Annotated in this window: 18 protein-coding genes; 8 read left to right on the top strand and 10 right to left on the bottom strand. The window is 71.0% G+C overall.

From position 1 onward, the window contains the following. Positions 1–31: 31 nt before the first annotated feature. Genes HDA40_RS41115 through HDA40_RS41125 form a run of 3 tightly spaced genes read right to left on the bottom strand, consistent with a single transcriptional unit; the run spans position 32 to position 3,123 of the window. Positions 32–1,546, bottom strand: coding sequence for a long-chain-fatty-acid--CoA ligase (locus HDA40_RS41115; protein WP_253763506.1), 1,515 nt, complete (start codon positions 1,544–1,546; stop codon positions 32–34). A 13-nt stretch (positions 1,547–1,559) separates the two neighbouring features. Further along, entirely contained in the window at positions 1,560–2,426 is an 867-nt protein-coding gene (locus tag HDA40_RS41120; protein ID WP_253763507.1) for an alpha/beta hydrolase, read from the bottom strand. A gap of 1 nt (position 2,427) precedes the next feature. Beyond that, a complete protein-coding gene (locus HDA40_RS41125) occupies positions 2,428–3,123 on the bottom strand; it encodes a TetR/AcrR family transcriptional regulator (RefSeq protein ID WP_253763508.1) in 696 nt (231 codons plus the stop codon). A gap of 111 nt (positions 3,124–3,234) precedes the next feature. Between HDA40_RS41125 and HDA40_RS41130 the strand changes: the two genes are divergently transcribed. Further along, a complete protein-coding gene (locus HDA40_RS41130; RefSeq protein ID WP_253763509.1) occupies positions 3,235–4,215 on the top strand; it encodes an extracellular catalytic domain type 1 short-chain-length polyhydroxyalkanoate depolymerase in 981 nt (326 codons plus the stop codon). Positions 4,216–4,385: 170 nt separating this feature from the next. Further along, positions 4,386–4,838 (top strand): iron chaperone, encoded by a 453-nt coding sequence (locus tag HDA40_RS41135; RefSeq protein ID WP_253763510.1) that lies wholly within the window; start codon positions 4,386–4,388, stop codon positions 4,836–4,838. Between the two features lie 8 nt (positions 4,839–4,846). Here HDA40_RS41135 and HDA40_RS41140 read toward each other — a convergent pair whose 3' ends face one another. The 3 genes from HDA40_RS41140 to HDA40_RS41150 form a co-directional block, all read right to left on the bottom strand. Then, on the bottom strand, positions 4,847–5,602 hold the full coding sequence (locus HDA40_RS41140; RefSeq protein WP_253763511.1) for an alpha/beta fold hydrolase: 756 nt from the start codon (positions 5,600–5,602) through the stop codon (positions 4,847–4,849). 32 nt (positions 5,603–5,634) lie between these two features. Continuing rightward, positions 5,635–7,743: a transglycosylase domain-containing protein gene (locus HDA40_RS41145; protein ID WP_253763512.1), complete on the bottom strand. Its 2,109-nt coding sequence runs from the start codon at positions 7,741–7,743 to the stop codon at positions 5,635–5,637. Positions 7,744–7,939: 196 nt separating this feature from the next. Next, positions 7,940–8,419, bottom strand: a complete 480-nt coding sequence (locus HDA40_RS41150; RefSeq protein ID WP_253763513.1) for a VOC family protein — start codon at positions 8,417–8,419, stop codon at positions 7,940–7,942. Positions 8,420–8,566: 147 nt separating this feature from the next. On the opposite strand from HDA40_RS41150, the gene HDA40_RS41155 reads away from it, so the two are divergent. Continuing rightward, a complete protein-coding gene (locus tag HDA40_RS41155; protein ID WP_308197813.1) occupies positions 8,567–9,355 on the top strand; it encodes a helix-turn-helix transcriptional regulator in 789 nt (262 codons plus the stop codon). A gap of 29 nt (positions 9,356–9,384) precedes the next feature. Here the strand turns inward: HDA40_RS41155 and HDA40_RS41160 are convergent, their stop codons facing one another. Continuing rightward, on the bottom strand, positions 9,385–9,609 hold the full coding sequence (locus HDA40_RS41160) for a hypothetical protein (RefSeq protein WP_253763514.1): 225 nt from the start codon (positions 9,607–9,609) through the stop codon (positions 9,385–9,387). Positions 9,610–9,674: 65 nt separating this feature from the next. Here HDA40_RS41160 and HDA40_RS41165 point away from each other — a divergent pair, with 65 nt between their 5' ends. Next, on the top strand, positions 9,675–10,562 hold the full coding sequence (locus HDA40_RS41165; RefSeq protein ID WP_275978412.1) for an NAD(P)-dependent oxidoreductase: 888 nt from the start codon (positions 9,675–9,677) through the stop codon (positions 10,560–10,562). A gap of 14 nt (positions 10,563–10,576) precedes the next feature. Here the strand turns inward: HDA40_RS41165 and HDA40_RS41170 are convergent, their stop codons facing one another. Next, complete coding sequence (locus HDA40_RS41170) at positions 10,577–11,536, bottom strand: helix-turn-helix transcriptional regulator (protein ID WP_308197814.1); 960 nt, start codon at positions 11,534–11,536, stop codon at positions 10,577–10,579. A 107-nt stretch (positions 11,537–11,643) separates the two neighbouring features. Here HDA40_RS41170 and HDA40_RS41175 point away from each other — a divergent pair, with 107 nt between their 5' ends. Further along, a complete protein-coding gene (locus HDA40_RS41175; protein WP_253763960.1) occupies positions 11,644–12,330 on the top strand; it encodes an alpha/beta fold hydrolase in 687 nt (228 codons plus the stop codon). A gap of 144 nt (positions 12,331–12,474) precedes the next feature. Here HDA40_RS41175 and HDA40_RS41180 read toward each other — a convergent pair whose 3' ends face one another. Then, complete coding sequence (locus HDA40_RS41180; protein ID WP_253763518.1) at positions 12,475–13,506, bottom strand: RNA polymerase subunit sigma-70; 1,032 nt, start codon at positions 13,504–13,506, stop codon at positions 12,475–12,477. A 13-nt stretch (positions 13,507–13,519) separates the two neighbouring features. After that, positions 13,520–14,992 (bottom strand): MFS transporter, encoded by a 1,473-nt coding sequence (locus HDA40_RS41185; RefSeq protein WP_253763519.1) that lies wholly within the window; start codon positions 14,990–14,992, stop codon positions 13,520–13,522. A gap of 107 nt (positions 14,993–15,099) precedes the next feature. Between HDA40_RS41185 and HDA40_RS41190 the strand changes: the two genes are divergently transcribed. The 3 genes from HDA40_RS41190 to HDA40_RS41200 form a co-directional block, all read left to right on the top strand. Continuing rightward, positions 15,100–15,627 carry a hypothetical protein gene (locus HDA40_RS41190; protein WP_253763520.1) on the top strand — a complete coding sequence of 176 codons (528 nt, stop codon included), beginning with the start codon at positions 15,100–15,102 and terminating at the stop codon, positions 15,625–15,627. Then, positions 15,624–16,847: a sugar efflux transporter gene (locus HDA40_RS41195; RefSeq protein ID WP_253763521.1), complete on the top strand. Its 1,224-nt coding sequence runs from the start codon at positions 15,624–15,626 to the stop codon at positions 16,845–16,847. The genes HDA40_RS41190 and HDA40_RS41195 overlap by 4 nt, the downstream gene beginning before the upstream one ends. A gap of 42 nt (positions 16,848–16,889) precedes the next feature. Beyond that, positions 16,890–17,378 (top strand): asparaginase domain-containing protein (locus HDA40_RS41200; RefSeq protein WP_253763522.1); only part of this gene is annotated, 489 nt, incomplete at its 3' end.

The raw sequence follows: 17,378 nt of genomic DNA on the forward strand, positions 1-17,378 counted from the left end.
CGGACGGAGGCTGCGGCGGCCGTCGGAGGTCCTATTCCGCGACCGGCGGCACGGTGATCTCGCGCTTGAGGATCTTGCCGGTCGCCGTCTTCGGCAGCTCGTCGACGATCCAGACATGCCGCGGATACTTGTACGCCGCCAGCTGCCCCTTGACGTGCTCGCGCAGCTCGTCCGGGGTGGCCGTGGCGCCCGGCCGCAGCACGACGACCGCCACGACCTCTTCGCCGTGCGTACGGTGCGGCATGCCCAGCACCGCCGCCTCGGCGACGGCCGGATGCTCGTAGAGGACTTCCTCGACCTCCCGGGGATAGACGTTGAAGCCACCCCGGATGACCATGTCCTTGGCCCGGTCGACGATCGAGTAGTAGCCGTCGGCGTCGCGGCGGCCCAGGTCGCCGGAGAGGAACCAGCCGTCCACGATGGCCTCGGCGGTCTCCTCGGGACGCTGCCAGTAGCCCTTCATGATGTTGTGGCCCCGGATGGCGATCTCGCCGACCTCGTCGTCGCCGAGGTCGTGGCGTACGCCGTCCTCCCCGGGCGGGCTGACGACCTTCATCTCGACCCCGGCGATCGGGGTGCCGATCGTGCCCGCCTTGCGGGGCCGGTCCGGGTGGTTGAAGCAGGCCACCGGCGAGGTCTCCGACAGTCCATAGCCCTCCAGGATCGCCACGCCGAACCGGGCCTCGAACCGGTGCAGCAGCTCGACCGGCAGCGCCGCGCCGCCGGAGACGCAGATCCGCAGGTCAGGCAGCTCGATGCCGGTGTCGGCGGCGGCCTGCAACAGCGCGCCGTACATGGTCGGCACGCCCGCGAAGACGGTGGCGTGCTCGGTCGCGAGCAGATCCAGCGCGGCCTTCGGTTCGAACCGGGCGATGAGCACCAAGGTCGCTCCGACGGCCACGGCCGTGTTGAGTGCGACGGTCTGGCCGAACGAGTGGAACAGCGGCAGCCCGCCGAACACGACGTCGGCCGGGCCGAGGCCGAGCAGCGTACGCGCGGTGACGTCGACGTTGCGGCTCAGGTTGTCGTGGGTCAGCTCGGCGCCCTTCGGCCGCCCCGTCGTCCCCGACGTGTACAGGATGACGGCGGTGTCGTCCCCGGCGCGCCCGGCCACTTCCGCCACCGGGTCATAGGTGGACAGTTCGCGGGCGAACCGCTCCGGCTCGATGATCAGGCTGACGCTGTCGGCCCGGTGCGCGCCCTGGGCCGCCTCCTCGGCGAAGGTGTGCCAGGTGAACATCCCCGAAGCGCCCGAGTCGTCGAGGTAGTAGTCGATCTCGCGGGCCTTGAGCAGCGGGTTCATCGGCACGACGACCGCGCCGGCGCGCAGGATGCCGTAGTACAGCACCGCGAACTCGGGCACGTTCGGCAGCATCAGGCCGACCCGATCGCCCGGCTGGACGCCGGTGAGCCGCAGGTAGCCGGCGACCCGGGCGGCGGCGTCGTCCAGCTCGGCGAAGGTGAGCGTACGGTCGGCGAGCTTCACGGCGATCTGGTCGGGGAACTTCGCGGCCGACGCGGTCAGGTTCTCGGCGAGGTTGGTCATGCGTGCTCCTCCTTCACTCGCCGCCGGTGATCGCGTGCGCGATCGTCTCGGCCGGCTTCGGATCGGTCAGGATCGTGTAGTGGTTGCAGTCGGGGATCAGCTGCGACGTCAGCGAGGTCGCCGCCGTCCAATGATCGACCACCGGCTGGGGGAGCAGCCCCGGTTCCTGGCCGAACATGCCGCGCGGCGCGTACAGCAGGGTCGCCGGGATCGTCAGGGCGGCCAGGTCGTCGCCGAACGACGCCGCGTGCACCACCAGGTCGCGGCCGTCGGCGTAGACCGCCTCCGGGTTCACCCGCGAGCGGATCGCGCCGGGCTCGCCGACCGCGTCATAGCGCACGTACGCGGTCAGGTCGTCGTTCCAGGCCGCGCTGAGCGCTGGATGCTGCTGGAAGAACTCGAGGTACGCCTGCTCGGACGGGTACGTCGTCTTCAGCCGGGCGATGGCCGGTCCGACGGTCGCCTCCAGCACGGCGTCCGGGTCGACGCCCACCGGGACCGGCAACGGCAGCCCGCCGTCGACCAGCACCAACCGGGTGAACAGCTCCGGGGTGCGCACCGCCGCCCGGAGCGCCGCGTACGCGCCCAGCGATTGGCCGGCCAGCACCATCGGCGTACCGAATTGGGAAGCGACGACGGCCAGGTCCGCCGCGTGCTGGTCGATGCCGAACGGACCGGGGGCGTGGTCGCTGCCCCCGCGGCCCCGCAGGTCGACCGCGAGCAGGCTCCAGCCGGCGGGCAGCGCGCGGGCGACCGCGGCGAACGACATGGCCGAAGCGGTGATGCCGTGCGCGGCCACGACGAGGTTGTCGCCGTCGCCGAAGCGCAGTACGCGCAACGCCCCGGCCGAGCCGGGCAGTGCGATGTCCAGTGGCTGCATGTCAGCGTTCCTTGTCTGCCGGAGAAGTGGATGCCGGGGAGGTGGATGCCGGAGAGGTGGCGCCGACGACGCGCAACGCGAAGTCGGCGTAGGACTGGGCGATCTGTTCGCGGCGGTACGGCTGATCCGGCCCGAACCAGCTGGCCACCCGTACGCCCATGGCGCTGACGGCCGCCGTGGCCAGGTACGCGTCGGGCACCTGGAACACCCCGGCGTCGATGCCGCGCTGGACGACGCCGAGGGCGAGCTGCTGGGTCTGTTCGCGCAGCGCCAGCGACGGGGCGGCCTGCGCGGGGGACAGCGCGTGCAGCTCGGCGTTGGCCACCAGGGCCAGCAGGGGAAAGTCGGTGTGCACGTAGACGTGCGCGGTCACCAGCGCGCGCAGTTGCTCGGCCGGTCCGGCCGGCGCGTCGAGGACGGCCTGCTGGAGACGCTCGTGCATGGCCTGGTGGCCGAGCAGCACCAGCTCGGCCAGGATGTGCTCCTTGGACGGGTAGTGCGCGTAGAGCGTCGCCGAGTTGATCCCGGCGGCCGACCCGAGGTCGCGGATCGACGTGCCGTGAAAGCCCAGCTCGGCGAACAGCTGCAACCCGCCCAGCAGGATGCGGCCGCGCGTGCCGCCGGGCGTCACGCCCTCGGGCAGCTCGACCTTGACGGCGCTGAGCCGACGCGGCTCCCAGCGCGGGGTGGTGGCCATTTCTGCGCTCCCAAACTCCGTACCGATCGATTGGTTGACATCTTGCCAAAGCTGGGGCCATAGTGCTGCCAACCAATCGATTGGTAGATCGTAATCGAGAGGAAGGCGCACATGTCAACCCCGTCCCTGGCCGCGCCCACCTGGTTCCGGCTCGGCTCCCGCACCCTCCGCCTGACCCTTGCCCTGTTGCTGAGCCTGCTCGGCGTCGTGGTCGTGCCCCCGGCCGCGCACGCGGCGAGCGGCTCCTACTTCGCCGGCGCGTACGTCAGCCTCTTCGGCTCCCGCGACTATCACGGCTACGTGCCGTCGGCGTACCGGGCGGGCACGCCCATGCCGCTGCTGGTCGCGCTGCACGGCTGCACCGAGAACGACGTCGGCTTCGACCTGCTGTCCGGCTGGAGCGCCGAGGCCGAACGGCGCGGCTTCATCGTGGTGTTCCCCGACCAGAACAACCTGGCCAACCCGGCCGGCTGCTGGAACTGGACGCTGCCCACCAACCAGCATCGCGGCTGGGGCGAACCGGCCATCATCGCCGGGATCACCAACCGGATGAAGTCGGCCTACACCGTCGACCCCAAGCGGATCTTCGTCACCGGCGTCTCGGCGGGCGGCGTGATGGCCAACATCATGGCCGTCACCTACCCCGACCTGTACGCCTCCGCGTCGATCCTCGCCGGCTGCGAATACGAGTGCGACATCCTGCAACTGCGTACGCCGGAACAGGCCGGCCTCGACGCGCTGGCCGAGATGGGCAGCCGCGCCCGGCCGGTGCCCGTCGTCATCTGGCAGGGCACGGCCGACATCGTCGTCCCGCCGTCGACGGCGTACCGGATCGCCGGGCAGTGGACCACCGTGGGCCACACCGACAACGTGGCCGACGCCGTCCAGTACGCCCAGGTGCCCGGCGGCCGCACCTACACCCATCTGACCTACCGCACCGCGTCCGGCCAGTCCCTCGTCGAGCAGTACATGATCGACGGCGCCGGGCACGCGTACCCGGGCGGATGCGCGTGCAGCCTCTACGGCGACCCCGCCGGACCTTCCGCCACCACCATCACCTGGGACTTCTTCCTCACCCACCCCAAGCCCTGAGCCCTTCCGCTGAGCGTGATCGTTGCGCCGGCCATGCTGTGTCGGACGGCGAAATGCCCGTTGATGCCGCCTGGCCGGCGCAATGATCAGTTTCGGAGAAGCCGCCGCGCCGGCACCCTCCCTAGCCTTAGGTTCGACAGAAGCAAGATGCACAGGGAGGAAGCCGAACGATGGCCACTGCGAAGAAGGCGACCAAGGCCGACAAGTCCTACGACGGCTTCAACGCCGAAGAACGCGCGGCGATGAAGGAACACGCCAAGGAGATGAAGGCGGCCAAGGCGGGCGCCGACGCCGAGGCCGAGGTGCTGGCGAAGATCGCCGAGATGGAGGGCACCGACCGCGCGATGGCGGAGAAGATCCACGCGATCGTCAAGAAGCACGCCCCGGAACTGGCCCCGCAGACCTGGTACGGGCAGCCCGCGTACAAGAAGGACGGCAAGGTCGTCTGCTTCTTCCAGGCCAAGGCCAAGTTCAAGACGCGGTACGCCACCTTCGGCTTCCAGGAGGCCGCGCAGCTCGACGAGGGCGGCATGTGGCCGACCTCCTATGCCCTGACCAAGCTCACCGCCGCCGACGAGAAGCGGATCGCCGAACTGGTCAAGAAGGCGGCGGGCACCGCTTAGGCCGGAGGTCAGTGATCGCCGAGCCAGCCGGCGATGGTGGCCGCCAGCCAGCGGCCGTGCGACAGATGCAGGTCGTGTCCGCCGTCAATCTCCACGAAGCGACCGCGCGGCAGGGCGTCGGCCATCTGGCGAACCAGGTCCGGCGGGCAGAACGGATCGCCGGTCCCGGCGATCAGCAGCGCTGGACAGGTGATCTGAGCTGCCCGGGACCGGCTGACGTCGCCGCCCGTCTCGATGATGGCGGTCATCGCCGCCGCCCAGCTGCTCGCCATGATCCGGGCTTCGGCCACGCCGTAGTTCTCGGCCAGGTACGCGGCCAGCGGCTTGAGTTCGTCGGGCGGATCGTCCAGCAGGTCTGCCAGTCCGCGGAGCGACTCCGGGGACGCCACGATCTGGCCGGCGGCGCCCCAGGTCAGCACCGACAACGCCCGAGCCGGTTGCAGCGCCGCGATGAGCAGCGCCTCCTCCCCGCCGTCGCTGAAGCCGACCAGATGGGCGACCTCGACGCCCAGCTCGTCGAGCAACCCGAGCAGCAGCCGGGCGTCGTCCAGGTAGTACGTCGGCGGGTAACGCCGGGGCTGCGGCTGCGACCTTCCGGAACCCGGCAGGTCGACGGCGATGACCCGGAACCCGGCGGCGAGTTCGGCGTGCAGCCGGCGCAGGTCGACCACGCTGCCGCCCCAACCCGGCATCAGCACGACGGCGTCGCCGCGACCGGCGTCCTCGTAGTAGATCCGCTGGCCGTCCGGCTCGTACCAGGTCATCGCGTCCTTTCGCGCCCGCCGGGTCGCCGCGGCTAAGGGGCGACCCCGTTGGAGAGAGGGAAATCGTCGCGGCCGACGTGTGCCGGCCCGGGGAGCTTCTCCTTCGGCAGCTGCCTGGCGACACTGTAGCCGGAGACCACGCCGGACCAGATCCGGAACGACGCCGACGCGGTGATCGAAGCCTTCGTCTTCGGGTCGATCACCGGATACGTGCCCGCCGCGTTGCCGGCCCACACCGCGACCGTGATCTGTTTGGTGAACCCGACGAGCCAGGCGTCAGAGTTGTCGGCGGTCGGGACGGGCTGGCCGGAGGCGTCCAGTCTCGTTCCCTCCCACGCGCCGCCGACGGTGGCGATCTCCCGGCCGCCCACCGTGGCGCCCCAGTTTCGGTCGGCGGCCGCCCGGGTCATGGCGTACGTGACGTCGTCGGCGACCGTCCGGCGCATCACCTGCTGGGGTTCGAGCTTCACGCCCGCTTTCTGCACCACGACGTACTCGCCGGTGGCGGGGTCCTTCTTCTCGACCTTCGCCACGAAGTGCGGCTTGTTGTAGATCCCGCCGTTGGCGATCGTCGCGACGCCGGCCGCGTTGTCCAGCACCGTGATCGGGTACTTTCCGTAACCGACCTGCCGGTCGAACGGGCTTCGGTCGGTGGGGTCCTGGAACCGGCCGTCGGAGATCATCTCCTTGCCGTCGACGTTCCACATGCACTTGACACCCGCCTGGTACGCCATCTTGACGACCGACCCGGGACCGATCTGCCGGGCGATCCAGTAGAACGGCACGTTGAAGGACTTCACGAAGCTGTCCTCCAGCGTGCAGTAGTCCCTGCAAGCGGTGTTGGGTACGCCGCTGTTGCCGACCTTGATCTTGTCGTCGGTCGTGAACGGCATGGCCTTCCAGTGCGACTGCAATGACGCGCCCGCCTCCAGGGCCGCCGCGAGCGTGTACACCTTCATGGTGCCGCCCGGCGGATGCCCGCCGATGAGAGTGCGGTCGGCTGTGTTGACGCCCGCCTGGTCCAGCTCCATGGCGTCGAGGCCGCCGTAGTACGCCAGCACCGCGCCGCTGGTGTGGTCGAGGACCACCCCGGCCGCCTCCAGATCCTGCTGGACCTTGCCGTTCGTGTCGCGTACGACGGTGCGGCCATAGAGCTCCGAGCCCTTCAGGTCCGGCCGTGCCGCCTGCTCCAGCAGCCGCTGCGCCTCGGGATCGATCGTCGTGGTGACCCGATAGCCGCCGGACCTGAGGTCGGCCGGCTCGATGCCCTGCGCCTTGAGCTCCTCGTACACGTGGTTCACGACGTTGCCGGTCGCGCGGCCCACGCCTTCACCGGGCTTGACACGCAGACCCCACTCGGCGGACGGGGTAACCGTCGCGTACGCCCGGAAGGTGGGGAACTCCAGTGTGGACTTCTCCGCGGCGGTGATCCACTGCCCGACCATGTTGGCGAGCACGTAGCCCCAGCGGTCCTTGGCGTCAGCCGGGTGCGCCTCCGGATCGAACGGGCTCAGCCCGCCGCCGCTGTCGTAGGGCTGCTTGAGCACCGAGCCGAGCACGGCAGCCTCCGCCAAGGTCAGATCCTTGGCGGACTTGCCGAAGTACGCCTGCGCGGCGGTCTCCACCCCGACCGCGCCCCGGCCGAAGTCGGCGCTGTTCAGGTAGAACCCCATGATGGAGAGCTTGTCGTAGCGCTCCTCCAGCTTGCGGGCGAGCACCGTCTCCCGGGCCGAGCCCATCTCGGCGGCGACGGCGATCCGCACATACAGGTGGGTCAGCTCCGAGCCCCGGAACGAATCCTCGAAGAAGTCCTTGTCCTGCCCGGCGATCAGCGCGTTACGGACCTTCTCGGGGAGGGCGGCCATCGGCACGTCCACCCGGTTCACCGTGCCGAGCTGCGCGAGCTGCGTCTTGCCGTCGGCGGCCATGATCGCGGTGGCCTGGGCCGGGTGGAAGTTCTCGGGAACCAGGACGTCCACGCTGTCCACGTAGTACGAAACGCCGATCAGTCCGCCGCCGACCAGGACGACCAGCGTCGCGACCGACGCGGCGAGCACCTTGAGCCCTCGCCTGCGCCGTCGGCCGCCGCTCTTCGAGTCGGTCTGCTCCGCGCCGTCCTGCGCCTGCTCGTTCGAGGTCATCCCACATCCCGTTCCGCCGTGACAGTTCACGCGCCGAGATGCCAGACGCGCGAACCGGTGTCGATGGTTGCCGGTCGGCGTCAGCGTACGGAAGACGACAGCGTTGCGAGGCCCCGTCGGAGTCGGCCCACGCGTGCACCGTCGCCGGTGGTACCGGCGACGGCGGTCAAGCGCTACCGGGATGATCCCGTCGGGCTCAGCCCTGCTGCTGTGCCGCCCACTCGGCGACGCGGCGGGCGCTCTCCTCCGGCGAGAGGTCTTCGACCCGGGTCATGATCGTCCAGCGTACGCCGAACGGGTCGCGGATCGAGGCGTACCGGTCACCCGAGACGAAGGTCATCAGCGGCTCGCGTACCGTCGCGCCGGCCGCCTCAGCCCGCGCGACGAGCGCGTCGGCGTCGGCGCAGTAGAGCCCCATCGAGTAGCAGTCGTCGTCGCCCGCGGGGCCGGCGACCAGGTGATACGCCGGGGTGGGCTCGCCCAGCTGGAGATGCCCGTGGCCGAAGTCGAGGTCGGCGTGCACGACGACCCCGCCCATCTCCGTCACGTCGGCGATCTTCGCGCCGAAGACCTCCTCGTAGAAGGCCACGGCCTTGCCCGCGTCCGGGACTGCCAGGAACGGGGTGAGGCTGGTGTGGCCGTTGGGAATGCCGTTGGTGGTGTACTGACCGTTCATGCCCTCGACGCTAGGCGTGGGCGGGGGTGGGCGGCTTGGAGATTCCCGCCAGCTTGGCTCACCTGACCTGCTTCGTCTGCGGCCTGCTTCGTCGGCGGCCTGCTCCGGCTGCCGGGCCACGGCTCCCGGTCCCGGTAGGCTCGGCGGGTGACCAGCAAGGACCGCGGCATCCTCTACCCGGCACGACTGCCGGACTTCCATCGGCTGCCCGCGCCGGAGCCGATCGCCGAGCTGGTCCGCTGGTTCTGGATCCCCGAATGGGACATCGCGCCCGGCCGCGTCTCACGGCAGCACATCGTGTCGTTTCCGGCGAGCAATCTGGTCGTGCAGCCGGAGCTGGTCATGCTGTCCGGCCCGACGACGCGGGCGTCCTACCGTGACCTGACCGGCCGGGGCTGGGCGGTCGGCGCGCTGCTACGCCCGGCGGCGATGCCCACCTTCACGGCGGCGCCCGGCGATCTGCGCGACACCGTGGCCCCGTTCGAGGCTCCCGACCTGCACGAAGCGGTCGTCGAAGCCATGACGGCCGCCGACCGGGACGAACGGCATGCCACCGCGATCGAGGTGTTCTCGACCTGGTTCGCCAAAAACGCGCTCAACGTCAGCGACCAGGGCCGCCAGGCCAACGAGCTGGCCGAGCTGCTGGACGGCGACGCCGAGGTGCGTACGCTCGACGACGCCGCCGCGCGGATGCACGTGGCCCCGCGTACGCTGCACCGCCTGGCCACCCGATACGTCGGCCTGAGTCCAGCCGAGATGATCCGCCGCCGTCGACTGCAGGAGGCCGCCGAGCGGGTCCGGACCGGACCCGGGGTGAGCCTCGCCGAGATCGCCACCGAACTCGGGTACGCCGACCACGGCCACCTCACCCGCGAGTTCCGGGAACGGCTCGGGTTCACCCCGAGCGGCTATCGCGCCGAGACCGACGAGAGCTGACCGGCCGGACTGCTCAGACGCCGGACTGCTCAGACGACTAGGCGGTGGTGGTAGTTCCAGTCGGCGCCGCCGTAACCGCGGGGCGTCTCATGATCCGGCCGCCCCTCGGGACCGAAGTCACGGTCGGCCACGGACAAGTGGCTGTGCTCCGACGCGAAGTCCGGTTCCAGCTCCAGATCGAGCAGATCCTCGGCGTTCGTGCGGCCGGCTTCGCCGAACCAACGGTCGACCATGATCAGCACCCCGTTTCCCATTGTCCCTCCTCGGCCGGTCACCGCGCCGGAGAAGCGGCCGATCGCCGGGTTCACCGAGCCGTGCCATGATCGGGATCATGACCGACAAGACGACTGTCGCAGTGCTGGGCACTGGGATCATGGGCGCGGCGATGGCCCGCAACCTCGCACGCGCCGGGCATGCCGTGCGGGCCTGGAACCGGAGCCGGGACAAGGCGGAGCCGCTGGCGGCCGACGGCGTACTGGTGGCCGAGTCGCCCTCCGAAGCCGTGCAGGACGCCGACGTCGTGCTGACGATGCTCTTCGACGACTCCGCGGTGGCGGCGGTGATGCGCCAGGCGGCCACCGCGCTGCGGCCTGGGACCGTCTGGATCCAGTCGACCACCGTGGCCCTCGACGCAGTCGCCGAACTGGCCGAGTTCGCCACCGAGCACGGGCTGGTGTTCTACGACGCCCCCGTCCTGGGTACGCGCCAGCCGGCCGAGGCCGGCAAACTGTTGATCCTCGCGGCCGGTCCGATTGGTGCCCGGGACCTCGTCGCCCCCATCTTCGACGCCGTCGGCGTGCGTACGATGTGGACCGGCGAGGACGGCGCAGCCGGCGCCTCCACCCGGTTGAAGCTCGTGGTCAACAGCTGGGTGCTGGCTGCCACCAACGCCATCGGCGAAGTGCTGGCCTTGGCCGGCGCGCTCGGCGTCGACCCCGACGGATTCTTCGAGGCGATCGACGGCGGGCCGCTCGACATGGGGTACGCGCACGTCAAGGCCGATCTCATCCGCACCGATCGGCTCAGCCCCGCTTCGTTCGCCGTCGCCACCGCCGCCAAGGACGCCGGGCTCATCGTGCGCGCCGGCGAGCAGAACGGCGTACGCCTCGACGTGGCGGCCGCGAGCGCGGAACGGCTACGGCGGGCCGCCGAGTCCGGCCACGCCGACGAGGACATGGCCGCGGCCTACTACGCCAGCTTCGACTGAAGTTCTCCCGCCGGTCAGTCGAGGGCGGCGGCGAAGCGGGCCGCGACCGCCGCCACCGCCGCGCGCAGTTCCGGCCCGCCCTCCACCCGGAAGGCGAACGGCACGGCGGCCAGCCACTCTTGGGCGTACATCGCCGGGTTGTTCGTCGTGCCGATCACGCGGCAGCCGTCGCCCCACGGCTCCAGCCGGCCCATCGTCGACCGGATCCACGGCGCGACCTCGGCCAGGGGCGCGTCGAACACCACGCGGGTCTCCATCGGCCAGCCCGATCCCAGGTTCTCCTCCAGGGCGAGCACCGGATCGAGGCCCTCGGGCGGCTGGAACTCCTCACCCGTCGGTTCGACGCCGCGGATGCGGTCCACGCGATAGGTGCGTACGGCGTCGGCGCGCAGCGAGTGGCACAACAGGTACCAGCGTCCATATCGGACGACGACCGCCCATGGGTCGACGTCGCCCTGCCACTCGCCGGAATCCCCACGGGGACTGCGATACGTCAGCCGTACGCGTTTGTGCTCCGCGACGGCGGCGATCAGGGCACTGGTGGTTGCGGGGTCGGGGCGGGACGCGTTCCGGTCCGGCGTGGCCGCGATGTTCTCCCGCAACGCCGCCGCCTCCCGCCCGATCTTCTCCGGCAGCGCGCGGATGACCTTCACGAGGGCCGAGCCGACCGTGTCCTCGGCGTCGGTCGCGCCGGGCTGGCCGTCCAGCACCGCCATCACCAGGGCGAGCGCCTCACCTTGCGAGAAGACGATCGGCGGAAGGCGTACGCCTCGGCCCAGCCGGTAGCCGCCGTGCGGACCGCGCACCGCCTCCACCGGTACGCCCGCCTCCCGCAGGATCTCCACGTAGCGGCGGGCGGCGCGCTCGGTGACGCCCAGCCGATCGCCCAACTCGTCGGCGGTGACGCCGGGCCGGGTCTGCAGGATCTCCAACGCGCGCAGCGCGCGGGCGGTCGGGCTCGATTCGGACGGCACCCGGCCAGCCTAGACTTGCTCGAACGCGAACCGGAAGTAGATCGTCCGGAATAGGGTCTACGGTGACCGGGTAAGTGATCACCGACCCGTCAGAAAGCGACTTCGACATGGACATCCTGCTCATCGGCGGACTCTGGCTCACCGGCGCGGCCTGGGACGAGGTGGTCCCCGAGCTGACCGCACTCGGGCATCGGCCGGTCGCCGTCACGCTGCCCGGCCAGGGCGCCGAACCGTCCGACGCGACGCTCGCCGACCAGCTCGCCACGGTGCTCGCCGCCGTCGACGCGGCCTCGGGCAAGCCGCTGGTCGTCGGCCACTCCGGTGCCTGCACGCTGGCCTGGCTCGCCGCCGACGCCCGCCCGGACCAGGTCGCGAAGGTGGCGCTGATCGGCGGGTTCCCGTCCGCCGACGGCGAGAAGTACGCCGCCTTCTTCGACATCGCCGACGGCGTCATGCGGTTCCCCGGCTGGGGCCCGTTCGAAGGAGCCGACTCCGCCGACCTCGACGAGGCGACCCGGCAGCGATTCGCCGACGCGGCGGTCCCGGTGCCGGAAGGCGTCGCCCACGGCGTGGTACGCCTGACCGACGACCGTCGCTACGACGTTCCGGTGGTCCTGGTGTGCCCGGAGTTCAGCCCGGCCCAGGCCCGCGAGTGGGTCGACGGGGGTGAAGTCCCCGAGCTGGCCAAGGCCAAGCACGTCGAGTACGTCGACATCGACTCCGGGCACTGGCCGATGTTCAGCAAGCCCGCCGAGCTGGCCCGGGTCCTGGCCGGGCTCGCCGACGCAGCCTGAGCTGCCGGTCGATCCGGCCGACTCGCATGATCAACGGAGTTGCCGACTCGCATGATCAACGGAGTAATCGCGCGCCATGGCCGCCATGGCCGCCATGGCCCCACGATTACTCCGTTGATCATGCGCGGCAGCCCACGCGGCCCCTCACCGTGGTGAGGGCAGCCCGAACCACGACAGCGCCTCGGCGTCGAACCGGACCATCCGCCGGATCCGGTCGCCGCTCAACGTCACCGCCATCAGGCCGAACGCGGTCTGCGTACCGTCTGGTTCCGGCCGGTAGATCGCGAACGCGGGGGAGCCGTTGGCGCGCGTCGGCACGAGGGCGTACCGGCGGCCGGAGCTGAACACGACCTGGCAGAACGCGGTCACCGCCGCCAATCCCTCGTACTCGAAAGGCACCGGCGGCATCGCGATGAACACGTCGTCGGTCAGCAACGCCACCAGCGCGTCGACGTCGGCCGACTCGTACGCGCTGACGAACTTCGCGACGATGGCGTCCTCGGCAGCTGACGCGGTCGGTGGCGCGGGTGCGCGGTCGGCACTGGCCGGCAGGCGCGTCTGTAGTCCGGCTCGTGCCCGCCGCAGTGCGCTGGTGACCGACTCGACCGTCGAGTCCAGCATCTCGGCGACCTCGGTGGCGTGGAATCCCAGCACGTCCCGCAGCACCAGCACGGCGAGCTGACGCGGTGGCAGGATCTGCAACGCGGTCACGAAGGCGAGCGAGATCGACTCGGTCTGCTCATACCGCGCCTCCGGCCCCACCGGTACGCCCGAAGCCCCGGCCAGCAGCGCGTCCGGATACGGCTCCAGCCACGGCACCTCGCCGAGCCGGGTCGGCTCCGGTGGGGCCATCCCCGTCCAGCCCCATTCCCGGGCTGGGCGGCGACGAGCCGAGCGCAGCGTGTTGAGGCACCGGTTCGTGGCGATCCGGTAGAGCCAGGTCCGGATCGAGGCGCGTTCGCCGAATCCGGCCAGCCCCTGCCAGGCGGCCAGCATCGTGTCCTGGAGCGCGTCCTCGGCGTCCTGGACCGAGCCCAGCATCCGGTAGCAGTGCACATGCAGCTCCCGGCGGTGCGGCTCGGTCAGCGCCCGGAACGCGTCGCCGTCGCCGGCGCGCGCCCGGGAGATCAGATCCGTCGTCACTGCTGACCAGTCCTTCCGCTGTCGTACTTCCATCCTGACGGCATCCCTAGCGGCCCGTGCGAGCACTCTCCGGCGGTGTCGAGAGCGGCGGGGTGGCCACCGCAGGGGCGGCGGACGCTGGGATGTCGATCCGAGTGGCTGTCACGAGCTTCCGGCCGGGCGTACCCGTGCCGGCGACGACCGCCCCCGCGGCGAGCGCTGCGCAGCCGATCAGCGCCGGGGTGAACCCGTCGACGAACACCCGAGCCGAGGCGTACCCGCCGGACGCGGCGAAGACGGCGACCACCGCCGCCACCCCGAAGGCCCCGCCGAGCTGCCGCAACGCGCTGTACGCACCGGACGCCTTCCCCAGGTCCGGGGGAGTGACCGCGCCCAGCACCGCGCTCTGCGTGGCCGGGATCGCCGCGGCCACCCCGATGCCGGACAGGATCAGCGGCGCGACCAGTTGCCAGTACGCCACGTCCGGCGCGGCCAGGACGGCGATCCACACCAGCGACGCCCCGTGCAGCACCATGCCGCCGACGATGAACGGGCGCTCGCCGAACTTGGGGATCAGGGTGCCGACCGTTCGCGGGACCAGGACGGTCATCGCACCCCACGGCATCAGCCGCAGCCCCGCCTCGAACGGCCCCGTCGACTGTCCGACCTGGAAGAACTGGGCCATGAAGTAGACCGAGCCGAAGGTCGACGCCCACAGGAAGAAGATCGCCCCGTTGCCCGCCGCGAAGGCGCGTACGCCGAACAGCCGCAGCGGCAGCATGGGCTGCTCGGTCCGGCGTTCCACGAAGACGAACGCCACCGTGAGCACCATCCCGGCCCCCAGCGTCAACAGCGTCTCCGGGCCGGTCCACCCGGCCGTGTTGGCGCGGACGAGTCCCCAGACCAGGCCCAGCGCGGCTCCGGCCGACAGCAGCAGGCCCGGCAGGTCCAGGCGTACGCGGGGGCCGCGGCTCGGCGCGATCCGGGTCAGCACCAGCGGAATGAGGAGAGCGAGCAGCGGCACGTCGAGCCAGAAGATCCACCGCCATGACGTGCCGTCGGCGATCGCGCCGCCGACCAGCGGCCCGGCCGGTACGGACGCGCCGACGACCGCGGAGAACATGCCCAGCGCCCGGGCCCGGGTCGACGGCGACACCACCTCGCCCAGCAGCGTCAGCGCCAGCGGCATCACCGCCGCCGCTCCGGCGCCCTGCACCGCGCGGGCGGCGATGAGCCAGCCCACGCCGGGCGCGACCGCGCAGGCGGCCGATGCCAGCGCGAACACGCTCAGGCCGGCGACGAAGATACGCCGCCGCCCGAACCGGTCGCCGAGCGCCGCCGCCGTAAGCAACAGCACGGCGAAACTCAGCGTGTACGCGTTGACCGTCCACTCGAGTTGTTCGGCGGACGCGCCCAGATCCAGGCGCAGCGTGGTCAGCGCGGTCGCCACCACGGTGGTGTCGAGCCCGACGAGCAACGCGGCGAGCGCGGTGAGCCCGAGCACCCAGCGTTGCGGAGAGGTCAGTCTGTCGTGAGTCATGGCCGTGCTGACACCGGCATGGGGCAGAACTGGGCGGTCGCGCCGACGAAATGAGACGGCCGTCACGGGAGCGCTCTCACTGTGCGCGCTCCCATTAGGGTACGCGTGTGCGAACGGTCAAGGTCGACACCCCCGGCGGCCAGACGTGGGGCGTACGCGTGGTGTGGCAGCCACGGTGGAGTGCGTTGGTGCGGCGGTTCGGGGCGTGGCGCCGCAAACGCAAGGGCGAGACGAGTTCCGGCAACGATCTGAGCGGTTGCGGCGACCTGGGCGGCTGCGGCTCCGGCGACGGCGATCTGGCCGCGATCATGTTCGGCATCGTGCTGTTCCTCGTCGGCGTGCTGTTGTTCTGGTTCGTGCTGCTGCCGTTGCTGCTGCTGGCCGTCGATATCATCGTCGTCGCGCTGCTGCTGCTCATCGCGATTCCGGCCCGGGTGTTGTTCCGTCGGCCGTGGACGGTCGAGGCTGCGTACGACGACGGGCAGACCGAGCAGATCTTCTCGACGGACGTGGTCGGCTGGCGGCGGGCGCTGGAGACCCGCGACGACATCGCGGCGAAGCTTCAGCAGGGCTTTCCCGTGCCGATCGTGGGCACCCTGCGGTCCCGCCTCAGCGGCCCGCCGGTGGAGTCATGACCGCCCCCGGCGGGCGGCTCGGCCGCGCGATGCTGCCGTTCGCCCTGGTGTTCTTCAGCGTCGGCGTGTCCACCGCGCTGGTCTACCCGTTCCTGGCGTTGTTTCTCGACTCCGCGGTGCACGCCAGCCCGTTGCAGATCACCATGTTCCTGATCGTCGGCCCGCTGGCGAGCGTCTTCGTGGCCAGCGCTCTCGGGCGGCTGTCCGACCGGCGGGCGATCCGGCGGGCGCTGATGCTGCTCGCCGCCTTCGGCGGGTTCACCGCGGCCGGGCTGACCGCCGTGGTCCGGGACTACTGGCTGCTGCTCGTCATCAACGTGACCGGGTGGGCGCTGGCCGGTGCGTTGTTCCCGCAGACCCTCGCGTACGCCCGGCAGGTGCTCGACCGCGATCGGCCGGATCGGGCGGCGATGGGGATGAGTGCGCTGCGTACGGTCTTTTCGGTCGCCTGGGTGGTCGGGCCGTCGCTGGCCGCGTTCGTCATGAAGGCGGGCGGCTTCACCTGGCTGTACGCCTTGTCGGCCGCGATGTACGGGATCGCCGGGCTGCTGGTGCTGTTCCGGTTCGACAAGGACCGCCCGCCCGAAGCCGACCCGGTCCAGACCGCCGGGGCCGACGCGGCCGGGCCGCTGGAGGTGTCCTGGTGGACGCTGATGGCGACGGCCGCCGGGTTCACCCTGCTGCAGGCACCGCTGACGCTGGTCTCGCAGGTGCTGCCCATCTACATCGGACGGTACTTGGGCGGCGACGTCAGCGACACCGGCGTGATCCTCGGGGTGTGCGCCTTCCTGGAGATCCCGTTCATGCTGACTCTCGGCGCGATCACCACCCGCATCAGCGTACGGACGGTAGTGCTCGCGGGCAGCTGTTGCGGAGTGGCGTACTTCGCCCTCGCCTCGGCGGCCACCGCCGTGTGGCAGCTCGTGGCCGCCCAGCTCCTCAACGCGTTGTTCATCTCGGCCGTGGCCGGCGTCGGCATCTCCTACATGCAGGGCATGATGCCCCGGCATCCCGGCCGGGCCACCGCGCTGTTCACGAACTCGTTCCCGATCGGGGCGATGCTCGCCGGTCCGCTGTTCGGTCTGACCCAACATTTCGGCTACCGGACGGTGTGGCCGATCGCGACCGGCGTGTGCGCGGTTGGCCTGGTGCTCCTGTGGACGACCCGCCCGACGCGCACCGCCGCGGAACCCGCCGCGACGGAGCCCGCCGTAACGTAGCCTGCCGCCGTCTGGCACCGGTCACGCCGTAGCGTTCGCGACATGTCGCAGACCCTTACAGAGGTCCCCGCAGTCGCCGTGATCGGCGTCGGCGGCACCATCGCCATGGTCCCGACCAGCGCCGGCGGGGTGAGCCCGCAACTCACCGCCACCGATCTCGTCCAGGCGGTGCCGGGCCTCGCCGAGCACCGGTTGAGCGTCGTGGACTTCCGGCGCGTACCGGGGGCGTGGCTGAGCTTCGCCGACCTCGACGAGCTGCTGGCGGCGATCGATGAGGCGATGTCCGCCGGTGCGGCCGGTGTCGTCGTCACGACCGGCACCGACAGCATCGAGGAGATGGCCTACTACCTGGACCTGCGCCACACCCGGCCCGAACCGGTAGTGGTCACCGGCGCGATGCGCAATCCGGCGACGGCCGGTGCGGACGGACCGGCGAACCTGTTGGCCGCGGTGGTCACGGCCGCCGACCCCGCAGCGCGTGACCGTGGCGTTCTCGTCGTGCTCTCCGACGAGATCCACCTCGCGGCGCGC

It is taken from the genome of Hamadaea flava, assembly GCF_024172085.1.
GTDB classification, from domain to species: domain Bacteria; phylum Actinomycetota; class Actinomycetes; order Mycobacteriales; family Micromonosporaceae; genus Hamadaea; species Hamadaea flava.